This is a genomic window from Pseudidiomarina marina (assembly GCF_003987045.1).
GTDB classification, from domain to species: domain Bacteria; phylum Pseudomonadota; class Gammaproteobacteria; order Enterobacterales; family Alteromonadaceae; genus Pseudidiomarina; species Pseudidiomarina marina.
Genome location: NZ_PIPZ01000001.1, coordinates 469,497 through 484,229 on the forward strand (window position 1 = coordinate 469,497; position 14,733 = coordinate 484,229).

Below are 14,733 nucleotides of genomic sequence, written 5' to 3' on the forward strand. Positions count from 1 at the left end.
TCATATGACCTCAGGCTCCCCATCAATAACACTTAAGAACCTGCAGCAGTGTCATGGCGATGTGACACTGCCCGGCTCGAAAAGTATCGCTAATCGTGCGTTATTGATGGCGGCACTGTGTGCCAATGGGCAAGAGACTAACTTGACCAATGTGCTGCGAAGCGACGACACCGAACGCATGCTCGAAGCTCTAATCGAACTTGGCGTTGAAATTGACGTTGCCGACGAGGCCAGCACAACAATTAAAGTAACCGGTTGTGGTGGCCGCTGGCCAAAGCAACCGAAAGCACTCGATTTAGGGAATGCTGGCACGGCGATGCGGCCATTATTGGCTGTGTTAAGTGCGACGTTACACAAGCATGACTGCATTTTAACCGGCGATGCGCGGATGCAAGAACGCCCAGTACAAGCGTTAGTCGACGCCTTGCGCGCCGGTGGTGCTGAACTCACCTGTTTGCAGCATGAAGGGTATCCACCAATTGAGGTGAAAGGCGGTCTTCAAGGCGGCCTGCTGACTATTGATGGCAGCGCCTCAAGCCAATACATTTCAGCCATGCTCATGGCATTACCGTTACTCCAACAAGATAGCGTACTCCAGCTTACCGGAACGGTTGTATCTTGGCCTTATATTGAACTGACGCTGGCTATGCTGAAACGTTTTGGTATTGAGGTACATCGTATTTGTCGTCAAGAATTCTTGATACCAGGGCAACAAACTTACCAAAGCCCGGGCAAATATTGGGTTGAGGGGGATGCGAGCGCTGCGTCTTATTGGCTCGCTGCTGCAGCAATTGGTGGTGGCCCGTTAACGGTGCATGGCGTGGGTAGCGAGAGCATTCAAGGCGATGTAAAATTTGCCGATTATTTAGCGGAAATGGGTGCAGATGTGCAGGTTGCGCCGCATTCAATTACCGTGTCGCGTGGCGAGTTACGCGCATTGGATGCCGATTTAAATGCGATTCCAGATGCTGCGATGACGTTTGCCACATTGGCACTGTTCGCTAAAGGCACAACTCACATTCGGAATATAGCTAACTGGCGTATAAAAGAAACTGACCGGCTCGAAGCGATGGCCACCGAATTACGTAAAGTGGGTGCCCACGTCGTGGAAACCGAAGACGCTATTTCGGTCACACCACCTGACGCCATCAAGCATGCTGACATTGCGACTTACAACGATCATCGCATGGCAATGTGTTTTGCATTATTAGGATTTAGCGAAGCAGGTGTGACAATTTCTGACCCGCAATGCTGTTCAAAAACCTACCCAAAATTCTTCGATGAATTTCGTGCGATCACGCAATCTTCATAGAGATATCACGGAACGTTCACCAATTTAGGGTGCAATTTTCTGCCAGATCCGTATAATTGCCGCGCTTTTATTTGGTAGAGGATCGCATGACCAAAAACACACCTGTTATCACTATTGATGGCCCAAGCGGATCAGGTAAAGGAACCGTCAGTCGAATTCTAGCTGATCAACTCGGTTGGCACTTACTCGACAGCGGCGCAATTTATCGCGTACTCGCGCTCGCAGCATTGCATCATGGATTTGCAGCTGACGACGAAGAGAGCTTGGTGGCGCTAGCTGGTTCTTTGGATGTGAAGTTTGATGTCGAAGAAGATCCGGAACTCACCCATATTATTTTAGAGGGCGAAGATGTCACCATGACCATTCGCACTCAAGACGTGGCGAATATGGCTTCTAAGGTTGCCGCATTACCACGAGTTCGCGAAGCGTTATTGCGCCGCCAACGTGCTTTTAAAGAGCTGCCAGGCTTGGTTGCTGATGGGCGTGATATGGGTACAGTTGTATTCCCTGACGCTGCGGCGAAGATATTTTTGACTGCAAGCCCCGAAGAGCGCGCACGTCGTCGCTTTGAGCAATTGCAGGAAAAGGGAATCGATGCTAAAATCGACCAATTAATCACCGAAATTCGCGAACGTGATGATCGGGACACGAACCGCTCGGTTGCGCCACTACGTGCTGCTGAGGGTTCGTTATTTATAGATTCAACGAATTTGAGCATCACTGAAGTGGTTGATCAAATTCTGCAGTTTGCTCATGGCAAATTGACTCAATCTGAGACGGGTAGCTAATCGAGCTATCAGCTTAGGGGTCTGTAGCAAGGAAAGCCATCAGATCAATTTTAACAACCCCGCCATTCGGGAGTGCTTGGTGGAAGTACTTAACTAAAAGTAGTTAACACATATGTCAGAAAATTTTGCACAACTGTTTGAAGAAAGCCTCAAAGAGGTCGAAACTCGCCCAGGTTCTATCGTTAAAGGCACCATCGTAGCTATCAACCGTGACGTTGTTCTTGTTGACGCCGGTCTGAAATCTGAAAGTGCTATCCCAGTTGAACAATTCCGTAACGCTGAAGGCGTTGTCGAAGTTCAAGTTGGCGACGAAATCGACGTTGCCCTGGACGCCGTTGAAGACGGATTTGGTGAAACTATCCTGTCTCGCGAGAAAGCGAAGCGCTACGAAGCTTGGTTGCAGCTTGAGAAAGCATACGAAGACCAAGAAACTGTTACTGGCTTAATCAGCGGTAAAGTTAAAGGCGGCTTCACAGTTGATTTGGGTGGCGTACGCGCGTTCTTGCCAGGTTCATTGGTAGACGTTCGTCCGGTTCGTGAAACCACGCACCTCGAAAACAAAGAATTAGAGTTCAAAGTTATCAAGCTTGACCAGAAGCGCAACAACGTTGTTGTTTCACGTCGTGCAGTGATTGAAACTGAGAACAGTGCAGAGCGCGATGAGTTGCTTGAGAACCTACAAGAAGGCCAAGAAGTTAAAGGTATCGTTAAGAACCTTACTGATTACGGTGCATTCGTAGACTTGGGCGGCGTTGACGGCTTGTTGCACATCACCGACATGGCTTGGAAACGCGTTAAGCACCCAAGCGAAGTTGTGAACGTTGGCGACGAAATCAACGTGAAAGTATTGAAGTTTGACCGTGACCGTACTCGCGTATCATTGGGTCTGAAGCAGTTAGGTGCTGATCCATGGGCTGATATCGCAGCACGTTACCCAGAAGGTCACCGTTTGACTGGTCGCGTAACCAACTTAACTGACTACGGTTGCTTCGTTGAAATCGAAGAAGGCGTTGAAGGTTTGGTTCACGTTTCAGAAATGGATTGGACCAACAAGAACGTACATCCATCTAAAGTTGTTAACTTGGATGACGTTGTTGAAGTTATGGTTCTTGAAATCGACGAAGAACGTCGTCGTATTTCACTTGGCCTGAAACAGTGTAAAGCTAACCCGTGGGAAGAGTTCGCGAAGAACTTCAACAAGGGCGACAAAGTGTCTGGTAAGATCAAGTCAATCACTGACTTCGGTATCTTCATCGGTCTTGATGGCGGCATCGACGGTTTGGTTCACTTGTCAGACATTAGCTGGAACGCAACTGGTGAAGAAGCGGTTCGCGACTTCAAGAAAGGCGAAGAAGTTACTGCTGTTGTATTACAAGTTGACGCTGAGCGTGAGCGCATTTCTTTGGGTATTAAGCAACTTGAAGAAGATCCGTTTAACAATTACCTAGCAGCTAACAAAAAAGGTGCTATTGTTAAAGGTAAGGTCATCGAAGTTGATGCCAAAGGCGCTAAAGTTGAGCTAGCTGACAGCGTTGAAGGTTACGTTCGCGTAGCTGACATTTCACGTGACCGCGTTGAAGATGCGACCACTGAATTGAAAGTAGGCGACGAAGTTGAAGCTCGTTTCATGGGCGTAGACCGTAAAAACCGTACCTTGAGCCTGTCAATTCGCGCGAAAGACGAAGTTGAAGAGAAAGAAGCTCTTGAGTCTGTGAACAAACAGCAAGACGAAGCTGATTTCACAAACGCAATGGCTGAAGCCTTCAAAGCGGCTAAGAGCGACGACTAAAATTAGCTGAACGTGGGCTTGATGCATTGACGCATTAGTAGAGGAGCATGTGATGACAAAATCGGAACTGATTTCCCAGTTAACGAAGTTGTACCCAGAGCTATCTCCGCGTCAGGTTGAAGATGCGGTTAAAGAACTTATCGAGCAGATGGCACAGTATATGGCCTCTGGTGGACGTATCGAGATACGTGGATTCGGTAGTTTTTCGCTGCATTATCGAGCCCCACGTGAAGGGCGAAATCCGAAAACCGGTGAAAAAGTGCAATTAGACGCGAAATACGTTCCGCACTTTAAACCGGGTAAAGAACTGCGAGAGCGGGTCGATAACATCGGATAATTTAACGTCGAGTTAACGAAAACGGCATGCTATAGTAAGCATGCCGTTTTTTTATATGCGCGAGACAGGAAAGAATATGATTCGATTCATTTTTGTTAGCCTTCCTTTGATAGTTTTGTTCCTAATAGCCGTCGCCTTTGGCGCGTTGAATAAGCAGGTTATTGCGGTTGATTTTATTGTCGCGCAACAACAAATTAGTGTGGCAACGTTAACGGCGTTATTCTTAGCCGTAGGCTTTATTATTGGCCTTTTAAGTATGCTAGGTGCGCAATGGATGCTGCGACGCGACATTCGTAAACTCAAAAAACAATTGGTGAATTCTAAGAGCACTGCTTAATGTTAGAATTACTGTTTCTGTTACTTCCGGTTGCTGCTGCCTATGGTTGGTTCATGGGGCGTAATAGCGTTCGTAATGAGAACCGGCAAGAACAAGAGCAGTTTTCACGCCAATATGTCACCGGCCTTCATTTATTACTCTCCGATCAACCCGATAAAGCGGTTGATTTGTTTATCGAGTTATTAGATGTCGATTCCGATACCTTAGAGACTCACTGGGCTTTAGGTAAGTTATTTCGACGTCGTGGTGAGCTCGACCGAGCGATAAAAATTCATCAGAACCTGACCTCACGGCCAACTATCAGTGAGCAAGATCGCCGCCAAGCAATGTTCGAACTTGGTTTAGATTATTTAGCTGCCGGTATTTATGATCGTGCCGAAGAAATGCTAATAGCGTTGCAAAGCGATAAGCAGTTCCGTGAGGCCTGCCAACGCCATCTATTAGAGCTATATGAATCAACGCACGAGTGGGACAAGGCAATTAAAGTTGCGTTGAAATTGATGCGTTATGATCGCAGTGCTGAGTTGCTTGTCGCGCAACTATATTGTGAACTTGCCGAGCGGCAAAACGATACCGAGCATGCCGAAAAATATTATTTAAAAGCGCGTCAGCATGATCCGGATTGTGTTCGTGCCGCGTTGGCGTTGGGGCGCATGTGGTACAACCAAGGCTTGTATCGTAAAGCGCAAAAAATGCTAGTTGGTATTCTTGATGAGGACGCTGAATTTATTAGCGAGGCGTTGCCACTGATTAGAGCCTGTTATGACGAACTGCAAGACCTCGGCGGGCTTATCCAGTTTTTACATCAATGTGTCAAATCAGCCCATTCAACTTCGGCTGCGGTGATGCTGTCGGAAATGATAGCGCGCGAGAATGGCATTGAAGCCGCTGAACAGTTTGTGCAGAACACGCTGTTAGAGAATCCAACGATGAAAGGCTTTCACAAGCTTATGGATTTTCATATTCGAGCTGCCGATGTAGGTAAAGCGCGAGACAGTTTAAAAATGTTGCAACGTATGGTGCAACAACAGATGCAACAGCGACCCAAGTATCGCTGTCGGCATTGTGGTTTTTCGGGAAGTACTCTGTATTGGCATTGTCCGTCATGCCGTACATGGGGCGAAATTAAGCCCATTATTGGGCTAGATGGAGAATAAATGAGTCAACAATCGTTAATTTTTGTCGCCTTAGATTATGCCAATGCCGAAGCGGCGAGGCCATTGATTGATAAGCTTTCGCCGCAGCAATGTGGATTGAAAGTTGGCAAAGAGCTATTCACTAGCGCTGGACCGGAGTTTGTGAGAGAACTTGTTCAGCGTGGATTTAAAGTTTTTCTTGATTTGAAATTTCATGATATTCCCAATACGGTCAATAAAGCCGTGCGCGCGGCAGCTGAACTCGGCGTGTGGATGGTGAATGTGCACGCGAGTGGTGGGCGGCGGATGCTAGAGGCCGCGCGCGATGCGGTTGCAGATATGCCAAACCGACCCTACGTGATTGCGGTAACGGTATTAACCAGCATGAGTGCTGAAGACTTGCAGGAAGTTGGCATTAATGTTCCTCCGGCTGAACACGTATTGAAGCTCGCTAAGCTCACTAAGGCTGCAGGGCTAGATGGTGTTGTTTGCTCTGCCTGGGAAGCTGAGGCTATTGCATCAATTTGTGGTGCTGGCTTCATTCGAGTAACGCCAGGAATACGTCCTGTCGGTTCAGAGCAGGGTGATCAGCGTCGTGTGATGACGCCACCAGAGGCTGCGGCCTTGGGTATCGAAGTGTTAGTTATTGGTCGTCCGATTACCCAGGCACCCGATCCGGTAGCTGCGTTAACTGAAATACAGGCTTCTCTGACAGCGTAATCCGTTTTAATTTTTAGCACCGCCTTTAAATTCCTCTTAAACTCTCTCGCGTGCACAATGAAATGATTGTGCACGTGCTAAAGCCTCTATTGATGCTTTTAATCTACGTTACTGAGGAGAGTTTATGTTACGGAAAACACTGATTTTCACTTCGATGGTTGCACCTTTGGTGATGCTTTCGCCGTTACAGGCGACTGCGATTGCTGCCCCTATCCAAGCTGCGAGCCAAAGTGCAGGCATTAATATTAATACCGCCGATGCAGAACAGTTGGCATATGCGCTAACGGGTGTCGGGATTAAGCGTGCAAAGGATATTGTTAAGCTTCGTGAGGAACTTGGGCAGTTCACGGATATTAATCAGTTGATGCAGGTGAAGGGTATTGGCCCGCGAATGCTTGAGCTGAATAAAGATCGGATAGTGCTTTAAAAAGCTAAATCGATATTAGCTATTGGATATTAGCTATTGGATATTAGCTATTAGCTATTAGCTATTGGTTATTCGTTGTTAGCGGGTGGTCTCGGTTTTGAGGTGATCGAGGCCAAACGCTTTCGGTGCAAACGCCATGCGATTACGCCGCCAACCAGTCCGGCTAAATGGATATAGCCATAGTCTGCGCCAGCACTAAGCAAGATAGCGCTGTGCATAACCCCGATAATTTCAAGTAAAACCTTCAATACCAATAAGCCGATTGCTAGTGGCGATAACCAGTCGGTTCGAGCGTAGTTCTGTTGTGACCATTCTAGTAATAGGCTGGTCAACAGCAAACCATGAATCAGCGCTGATAAGCCGACAAAGCGCTCTGGTGTGCCAATTAGCCACACAACTACGATGCAAATGACGGTAATGACAATTACCGCGTTGAACCAAGTGCGAACGCTAAAGTGGTGTGCAAAAAAGAGCGTTACGAGTACCAGAGCTATTGCGTTTGTGACGGCGTGTGTTGCGTCAAGATGGAAGATGTGGGCGGTAAAAATACGCCATGGCTCTTGCCAAATAACATTAGCGTAGTAGTCATACTGGTCGAGTAATGAGCCTGTTTCGGCTTGATAGAACGGCAACCAAATTGCAATTACGGCAATAAGTGCTGAGGCAATGATAACCTGAATACGCTCTGACATACGCGACCTTTTTATGATTGTTCTGATCTGCTTGAGCCCGTATGATAAGTGGTTATTCGCGTGGCTGTAAACCTTCAACAGCCAAGAATTCGCTTAACAAGGATAATAACAATGCGCTATTTGATGTTGTTCGCTGCGTTAGTCATTTCAGCGTGCAGTGATGTCTCACCATCCAAAGCAGATAAAACGACGGCTTTAGATCCTGAAGCTGCGACCGGTTTTGTGGAGAAGTCGGGGGTTCAGGCTACGCAACATATGGTTGCGGCTGCTACCCCAGCGGCTGCCCGTGCGGGTGAGGCTATTCTTTCTGCTGGCGGCACTGCGGTCGATGCGGCGGTGGCAGTGCAATCCATGCTAACGCTCACCGAGCCGCAATCGTCAGGGTTAGGTGGCGGTGGTTTTATATTGTATTGGGATGCTGAAGAACAGCAACTATACACCATTGATGCCCGCGAAACGGCACCGATGACCGCGACACCAGAGCTGTTCCTTGATGCTCAAGGGCAACCGCCAAAGCAATTTATGGATGCAGTAACCGGTGGTCGTTCAGTAGGAACACCTGGCATTCTTCGAGGGCTCGAATTGGCGCACCAGCGTTGGGGCAAGTTGGCGTGGTCTGAATTATTTTCTGAAACGATCGACAAAGCCGAGCAGGGCTTTGAAGTTGGCGAGCGTTTGGAAAAATTGCTTGAATTAGAACTAAGCCCAGGTTTACTGCGGATGTCACCTGGCAAAGAGTATTTTTATCCAAATGGTGAAGCTTTGCAGGCTGGAACAATCAAAAAGAATCCAGAATACGCTCGTACCCTGCGTCTCATTGCTGAGCAAGGCGCGGATGCTTTTTATCAAGGCGAAATTGCAGATGCCATTGTCGCGGCAGTGCAACACGCGCCGATAAATCCGGGCGTGTTACAGCAAAACGATTTAGCTAGTTATCAGGCGCTTATCCGTAAGCCAGTGTGTGCCGAATACCGTGTTTACGAAGTTTGTGGCATGGGTCCACCGAGTTCGGGTGGCATTACTGTATTGCAACTACTTGGTATTTTGGAGAATTTCCCTGTCAGTGAGTGGGCGGTAAATTCTGAAACAGCGATTCATCATTTTACTCAGGCATCACGTTTAGCGTTTGCTGATCGTAATCGTTATATCGCCGATAGTGATTTCGTGGATGTACCGGTGACTGAACTCTTGAATAAAAGTTATTTGAGCGAACGTGCACGTCTTATTCAAGACAGTGATATGGGACGCGCACAAGCGGGTGTGTTTACGCAATATAGTTATGCCGACGATCAATCGCCCGAATTTCCGAATACCACTCATGTCAGCATTGTTGATGCCGAAGGTAACGTACTTTCGATGACATCAAGCATTGAAATGGGCTTTGGCTCCGGTGTTATGGCCGCAGGCTTTTTGCTCAATAATCAATTAACGGACTTTTCAATCATGCCAGAGGTTAATGGTGAGCCGGTCGCTAACCGTGTTGAACCAGGCAAGCGGCCGCGTAGCTCGATGTCGCCGATGATGGTATTTGATGCTAACGGTGCACCATTACATGCCGTTGGCTCACCTGGTGGCGCACGTATCATAAATTACGTAGCACAAACGTTGGTTGCCTTATTAGATTGGAATCTTGATATGCAAGCTGCTATCGATTTGCCGCATGTAACGAACTTAAATGGCGCAACAAGTTTAGAGAAAGGAACCGCCCTTGAAACACTTGCTGACGAATTGCGCCAGCGTGGTCACGAAGTGACGGTGCAAGATTTAAATAGCGGCTTGCACGGTATTAGCTTGCTTAGCGATGGCACCTTATATGGCGGTGCTGATCCGCGTCGTGAAGGTATTGCAGCAGGTAACCGATAGAACATGGATTAAATCGGCGGCTAGATGACCTAGCGAGGTACTGTACTCAGGTAACGTACTTAATCCAGTCGCCGTAACCACGCGCTTCCATTTCTTCAAGGGGAATAAACTCAACCGCTGCTGAATTGACGCAATGGCGAGTTCCGAGAGGCAAGGGACCATCGTCAAATACATGGCCGAGGTGAGAATCTGCATGAGCACTGCGGATTTCAGTACGAACCATACCGAATTTCAAATCTTGGTGCTCGGTAACAGCCTGCTCGTCGATGGTTTTTGTAAAACTTGGCCAACCGCAACTGGAATCAAATTTATCCGCTGACGAATAGAGTGGCTCACCACTGACAACATCAACGTAGATACCACGACGTTTTTCATTCCAATAGGCGTTTTGAAAAGGTGGTTCAGTACCATCTTCTTGGGTGACGTAATACTGCATGTCAGTAAGACGTTGTTTCAACTCTTCAGCACTTGGCTTTTTAAAAGTCGCCATACGCAATTAACCAACTTGCTTAGGACGATTGTTGGCAAACGGCGGCCAGCCCATGGTAACACCGGCAAGTAAGTGCAAGTGAATGTGGTAAACCGATTGACCACCATCCTCATTGCAGTTCATGACAACGCGGTAACCGTCTTTCGCAAAGCCAAATTGCTGCGCTAATCGGGCTGCAACAATGTACAAGTGGCCGACTAATTCACGATCGTCTTCTTCAATATCGTTGATTGTAGCAATGCGTCGCTTTGGAATGATCAAAAGGTGTACCGGTGCCTGCGGATTGATATCCTTAAAGGCAAGACTCAGCTCGTCCTCATAGACAATTTCTGCTGGTATTTCTTTGGCAATAATTTTGTCAAAAATAGTTGTGCTCATGCCATTCACCTTTTGATTTTTTAATTAACCATACTCTAGCGAAATCAACCGCGAAGTACCAATCCCTTCAAGTACAATGACTCAGGGAAGTTGGTTCGTACTGGGTGATCGGCGCCCTGAAACAGTCGTTCAATAATATGCATCGGGCGCTTCGCATCAAGCGCCGCATCGGCAACAACTTTCTGGAATAACTCACCAGAGAGCAATCCTGAGCACGAGAATGTGAACAGGGTGCCACCGGGCTTCAAAATCATACAGGCGAGACGGTTAATATCTTTATAGCCACGACAAGCACGCATGAGGTTCGCCTTGCTATCAACAAATTTCGGCGGGTCAAGAACGATCACATCGAATCGTTCGCCACTTTGATGAAACTTACGGAGTGCTTCAAATACATCTTCTTGCAAATTCGTCAGCGTGTCATTTGAAAGCTGGTTGCGCGTATGATTTTGTACGGCTTGTTCAAGTGCCGGCGCTGATACATCAAGGTTGACGACTTCTGCGGCACCAGCCGCTGCAGCGTAGAGACCAAAACCACCAGTGTAACTAAAAGCATTAAGAACGCGTTTGCCGGCAGCATACTTTTGAATTGCGGCACGGCTATCACGCTGGTCGAGGTAGTAACCGGTTTTATGACCACCTTGAATATCGACACCGAGTTGCAAGCCGTGTTCCTCAATCCATAAGGTGGCCGGTGGTAGCTCGCCGTTGTCGCTATGCAAGAGTTGCACGAGCGGTTGCAAACCTTCCTTTTGGCGCACATCAACATCCGAACGCTCAAAGATACTGCACTCTGGAAAAAGGTCACGTAACGCCGCGACAATCGCGTCACGCCAGTAGTCAGCTCCGGTGCTGAGTAATTGACATACCAACCAGTTGTCGTATTTATCAATGGTAATGCCCGGCAATTGGTCTGCTTCGGCGGCAACTAATCGGTATGCATTACTTTGAATGTTGAGGCCGTCGCGAAGGGCTTTAGCCGCAGCAATGCGTTGTTTGAAAAAGTCCGCATTAATGGTGTCGTTTTGTTGAAAACTCCAAACTCGAGCTCGGATTTGTGACTGGGGTGACCATGCTGCATAACCCAACCAGTCGCCGTCGGCGCTGTGTATCGAGACAGTTTCACCTGCCGCAGGGTTGCCCTTCACTCGGGCGATGGCGCCGCTGAATACCCAAGGGTGTAAACGACGCAATGATTTTTCTTTGCCTGCAAGCAGGTGAATAGTCGCCACCATTATTTCACACGCATCCCAGGTTTCGCACCATCATGCGGGTTAAGAATAAACAACTCTTCGCCACCAGGGCCCGCAGCTAATACCATGCCCTCTGACATACCAAAGCGCATTTTGCGTGGCGCTAAGTTAGCTACCATAACGGTGTGCTGACCGATGAGCTTTTCAGGTGCATAAGCCGACTTAATACCCGCAAATACTTGGCGTGTTTCGCCACCTAAATCGAGCGTTAACTTCAGCAGTTTATCAGCGCCTTCCACGTGTTCTGCGTTGGCGATAAGGGCAACACGCAAATCAACCTTAGCGAAATCGTCATAGTTAATTTCTGCACTAATCGGATCGCGTTCTAACTCGCCATTGCTAGTTGGCGCAGCGGCAGCCGCTTCATTTTGTGCTTTTGAATCTTCAATCATGGCTTCAACTTTTTCCATTTCAATACGTTGTAATAGGGCTTTGAATGGGCTAATTGCGTGATCTTTTAAAATCACCTGATGGCTGTCCCAGTTAAATTCGTCGTTTAAGAATGCTTGAACTCGCTCCGCCAGCGCTGGCACCACCGGTGTTAAGTAAATCATTAATAAGCGGAACAAATTAATTCCGATAGAGCAAATTTCGTGTACTTCGTCTGCTTTGGCTGGGTCTTTAATTAATTGCCATGGCTCTTTTTCAGCAATGTAGAAGTTTGCTTTATCAGCCAGCGTCATAATATCGCGCATTGCTTTAGAAAATTCGCGTTTCTCATACGCTTGAGCGATGCTTTCAGCCGCTGCTTGGAATTCATCCAGCAGGCTAGTATCGCTGATGGTTGCGGCCAGTTTACCGTCGAATTTTTTACTAATAAAACCAGCACAACGGCTCGCGATGTTGACGACTTTACCAACTAAGTCAGCGTTCACGCGTTGGGCAAAGTCGGTGAGATTCAAATCTAAATCGTCAATCCGATTAGTCAGCTTCGCCGCGAAGTAATAGCGCAGGTAATCCGGATCTAAATGATCTAAATAGGTACGCGCCATGACGAAGGTGCCTTTGGACTTCGACATTTTCGTGCCGTTTACGGTAATAAAACCGTGCGCCCAGACGTTCGTTGGTTGACGGAAATTTGCACCTTTGAGCATGGATGGCCAAAATAGGCTGTGGAAATAGATAATATCTTTACCAATAAAGTGATAAAGCTCAGCATCGCTGCCAACTTGCCAGTACGTGTCAAAATCAGCTTTGCCTGTGGTATTACAATAATGTTTGAAACTACCCATGTAGCCAATTGGTGCGTCAAGCCAAACGTAAAAATACTTGCCCGGCGCATCTGGAATCTCAAAACCAAAGTAGGGCGCATCGCGACTGATGTCCCACATCTGTAGGCCTGACTCGAACCACTCGTTGAGCTTATTTGCCATCTCATCCTGAAGGGAACCTGAGCGGGTCCATTCTTTGAGCATGTTCTCAAAGGCAGGTAAATCGAAGAAGTAGTGTTCAGACTGACGTAACTCAGGTGTTGCGCCTGATACTGCCGACTTCGGATTTTTTAACTCTGTTGGCGCGTAGGTAGCGCCACAAACGTCGCAGTTATCACCGTATTGATCGGTGGCACCACATTTTGGACAGTCACCTTTAACAAAACGGTCAGGCAAAAACATTTGCTTCTGCGGGTCATAAAGCTGCTCAATGGTCTTGGTTTTAATGTAACCATTGTCACGTAAACGCGTGTAAATTAATTCGGCAAGTTCACGGTTCTCGTCACTGTGCGTTGAATGATAATGATCAAACGCCACATGAAAGTCTGCAAAATCTGCTTGGTGTGCCGCGTTCATTTCCGCAATCATCTGCTCTGGCTCAATACCAAGTTGCTGAGCTTTTAGCATAATCGGGGTACCGTGTGCGTCATCAGCACAAACATAGTGGCATTCGTGACCACGGAGTTTTTGAAAACGAACCCAAATGTCGGCTTGGATGTAGCCCAACATGTGCCCAATGTGGATAGGCCCATTAGCATAAGGCAATGCGTTGGTGACCAGAATTTTGCGAGTAGCTGTCGGCATGAATGTTTCCATTAATTCTGCGTTACTGAAAGGCTAGAAGTGTACCTGAATCAGCGCTGGCAATCCAGCCGAACTCACCGTATCATGCGGGTTCATGCCAGTTGTGGGAGAACTAAATGTTTGGTCGTTTTAAAAAATCAAAGAGTCATGGAACCGCATCATCCCAACCGCAACTTAGTCAGATGCTCGCACAAGTCAAACTTCCTCATTGGTCGCGTACCATTCCCGAAAATTGGGTGACAATTGACGGACAAAACGCACTGTTAACCGTACCGTTTGCCGCGGATGAGCGAATTCTCGAGCCGCTCAAACAGCATTCAGAATTAGGGCAGTTCAAGTGGACGTTAAAACGGATTATTGCCAAGTTACCGAATTCACAACCAGAATTACCGATGACTTTTGGCAATGTGATTGTCGTATCATCAGGTAAAGGCGGTGTTGGTAAATCCTCGGTTAGTGTTCAATTGGCGCTGGCATTGCACCAACTTGGTGCAAACGTTGGTATCTTAGATGCTGATGTGTATGGTCCATCGTTACCAACCATGCTCGGTGGCCAAGAAGAAAAACTCGAGATTAACGCCCAACAAAAAATGATCCCGCATCAGCGGCATGGTATTTGGGTGAGTTCACTTGGTTATTTAACCGATACTAAAGATGCCGCAATTTGGCGTGGTCCAATGGCTAGTGCCGCGTTACAGCAGTTATTTCGCGATACCAAGTGGCCAAGACTAGACTACTTGATTGTGGATATGCCGCCGGGTACCGGCGATATCCAGCTCACCTTTGCGCAGAAATTACCAATCACCGGTGCCGTGATTGTGACAACGCCGCAAACCGTGGCATTAGCAGATGCCGAAAAGGGCATTACGATGTTTCGCAAAGTTGGCGTGCCGATTACCGGTTTGATTGAAAATATGAGTTATTACCAGTGTAGCCAATGCGGTCATCGCGATGCTATCTTTGGAACCGAAGGTGGCGCAAAAGTGGCGCAACGCGAGCAAGTACCGCTGTTGGGGCAGTGGCCGCTTGATGCTCGGATACGCTCGGGATTGGACGAAGGCAAGCCGTTAGTTGCCGAACAACCTGAGCACGAACTTAGCTTAATGATGAAGGACAGTGCTGCGCAGCTCGCTGCAGAGCTTTATCAGCAAGCCCAGACCAAGCCAGGTCGCACACAATAATAATGATGAGGACTT

The 14,733-nt window shown here is 47.7% G+C and carries 15 protein-coding genes; 10 read left to right on the forward strand and 5 right to left on the reverse strand.

Going from position 1 to position 14,733, the window contains the following annotated elements; genetic code table 11:
* Window positions 1–4 precede the first annotated feature (4 nt).
* The 8 genes from aroA (at window position 5) to CWI76_RS02250 (ending at window position 6,846) form a co-directional block, all read left to right on the forward strand.
* The gene (gene aroA, locus CWI76_RS02215; RefSeq protein ID WP_126758736.1) at window positions 5–1,312 is read left to right on the forward strand and encodes a 3-phosphoshikimate 1-carboxyvinyltransferase; all 1,308 of its coding nucleotides are present in this window, start codon (window positions 5–7) and stop codon (window positions 1,310–1,312) included.
* An 86-nt stretch (window positions 1,313–1,398) separates the two neighbouring features.
* The gene (gene cmk / locus CWI76_RS02220) at window positions 1,399–2,100 is read left to right on the forward strand and encodes a (d)CMP kinase (RefSeq protein WP_092854813.1); all 702 of its coding nucleotides are present in this window, start codon (window positions 1,399–1,401) and stop codon (window positions 2,098–2,100) included.
* A gap of 112 nt (window positions 2,101–2,212) precedes the next feature.
* Entirely contained in the window at window positions 2,213–3,889 is a 1,677-nt protein-coding gene (gene rpsA, locus CWI76_RS02225) for a 30S ribosomal protein S1 (RefSeq protein WP_126758737.1), read from the forward strand.
* A 52-nt stretch (window positions 3,890–3,941) separates the two neighbouring features.
* Window positions 3,942–4,226, forward strand: coding sequence for an integration host factor subunit beta (locus CWI76_RS02230; protein ID WP_126758738.1), 285 nt, complete (start codon window positions 3,942–3,944; stop codon window positions 4,224–4,226).
* A 76-nt stretch (window positions 4,227–4,302) separates the two neighbouring features.
* The gene (locus tag CWI76_RS02235) at window positions 4,303–4,563 is read left to right on the forward strand and encodes a lipopolysaccharide assembly protein LapA domain-containing protein (RefSeq protein WP_157980796.1); all 261 of its coding nucleotides are present in this window, start codon (window positions 4,303–4,305) and stop codon (window positions 4,561–4,563) included.
* A complete protein-coding gene (gene lapB, locus CWI76_RS02240) occupies window positions 4,563–5,720 on the forward strand; it encodes a lipopolysaccharide assembly protein LapB (protein ID WP_126758740.1) in 1,158 nt (385 codons plus the stop codon). Before CWI76_RS02235 ends, lapB begins: the two co-directional genes overlap by 1 nt.
* Window positions 5,721–6,419, forward strand: coding sequence for an orotidine-5'-phosphate decarboxylase (gene pyrF / locus CWI76_RS02245; protein WP_126758741.1), 699 nt, complete (start codon window positions 5,721–5,723; stop codon window positions 6,417–6,419).
* A gap of 124 nt (window positions 6,420–6,543) precedes the next feature.
* Window positions 6,544–6,846: a ComEA family DNA-binding protein gene (locus CWI76_RS02250; RefSeq protein ID WP_126758742.1), complete on the forward strand. Its 303-nt coding sequence runs from the start codon at window positions 6,544–6,546 to the stop codon at window positions 6,844–6,846.
* A 68-nt stretch (window positions 6,847–6,914) separates the two neighbouring features.
* Here the strand turns inward: CWI76_RS02250 and CWI76_RS02255 are convergent, their stop codons facing one another.
* Window positions 6,915–7,538 (reverse strand): rhomboid family intramembrane serine protease, encoded by a 624-nt coding sequence (locus CWI76_RS02255; protein ID WP_126758743.1) that lies wholly within the window; start codon window positions 7,536–7,538, stop codon window positions 6,915–6,917.
* 111 nt (window positions 7,539–7,649) lie between these two features.
* Between CWI76_RS02255 and ggt the strand changes: the two genes are divergently transcribed.
* Window positions 7,650–9,401 (forward strand): gamma-glutamyltransferase, encoded by a 1,752-nt coding sequence (ggt, locus tag CWI76_RS02260; protein ID WP_126758744.1) that lies wholly within the window; start codon window positions 7,650–7,652, stop codon window positions 9,399–9,401.
* Between the two features lie 46 nt (window positions 9,402–9,447).
* Here the strand turns inward: ggt and msrB are convergent, their stop codons facing one another.
* The 4 genes from msrB to metG are packed head-to-tail and all read right to left on the reverse strand — an operon-like array spanning window position 9,448 to window position 13,537.
* Window positions 9,448–9,891 (reverse strand): peptide-methionine (R)-S-oxide reductase MsrB, encoded by a 444-nt coding sequence (msrB, locus tag CWI76_RS02265; RefSeq protein WP_126758745.1) that lies wholly within the window; start codon window positions 9,889–9,891, stop codon window positions 9,448–9,450.
* 6 nt (window positions 9,892–9,897) lie between these two features.
* On the reverse strand, window positions 9,898–10,269 hold the full coding sequence (locus CWI76_RS02270) for a histidine triad nucleotide-binding protein (RefSeq protein WP_126758746.1): 372 nt from the start codon (window positions 10,267–10,269) through the stop codon (window positions 9,898–9,900).
* A gap of 44 nt (window positions 10,270–10,313) precedes the next feature.
* Entirely contained in the window at window positions 10,314–11,504 is a 1,191-nt protein-coding gene (locus CWI76_RS02275; protein ID WP_126758747.1) for a class I SAM-dependent rRNA methyltransferase, read from the reverse strand.
* On the reverse strand, window positions 11,504–13,537 hold the full coding sequence (metG, locus tag CWI76_RS02280; RefSeq protein WP_126758748.1) for a methionine--tRNA ligase: 2,034 nt from the start codon (window positions 13,535–13,537) through the stop codon (window positions 11,504–11,506). Before metG ends, CWI76_RS02275 begins: the two co-directional genes overlap by 1 nt.
* Window positions 13,538–13,653: 116 nt before the next feature.
* Between metG and apbC the strand changes: the two genes are divergently transcribed.
* Entirely contained in the window at window positions 13,654–14,718 is a 1,065-nt protein-coding gene (gene apbC / locus CWI76_RS02285) for an iron-sulfur cluster carrier protein ApbC (RefSeq protein ID WP_241967933.1), read from the forward strand.
* The last annotated feature ends 15 nt before the right edge of the window (window positions 14,719–14,733 follow it).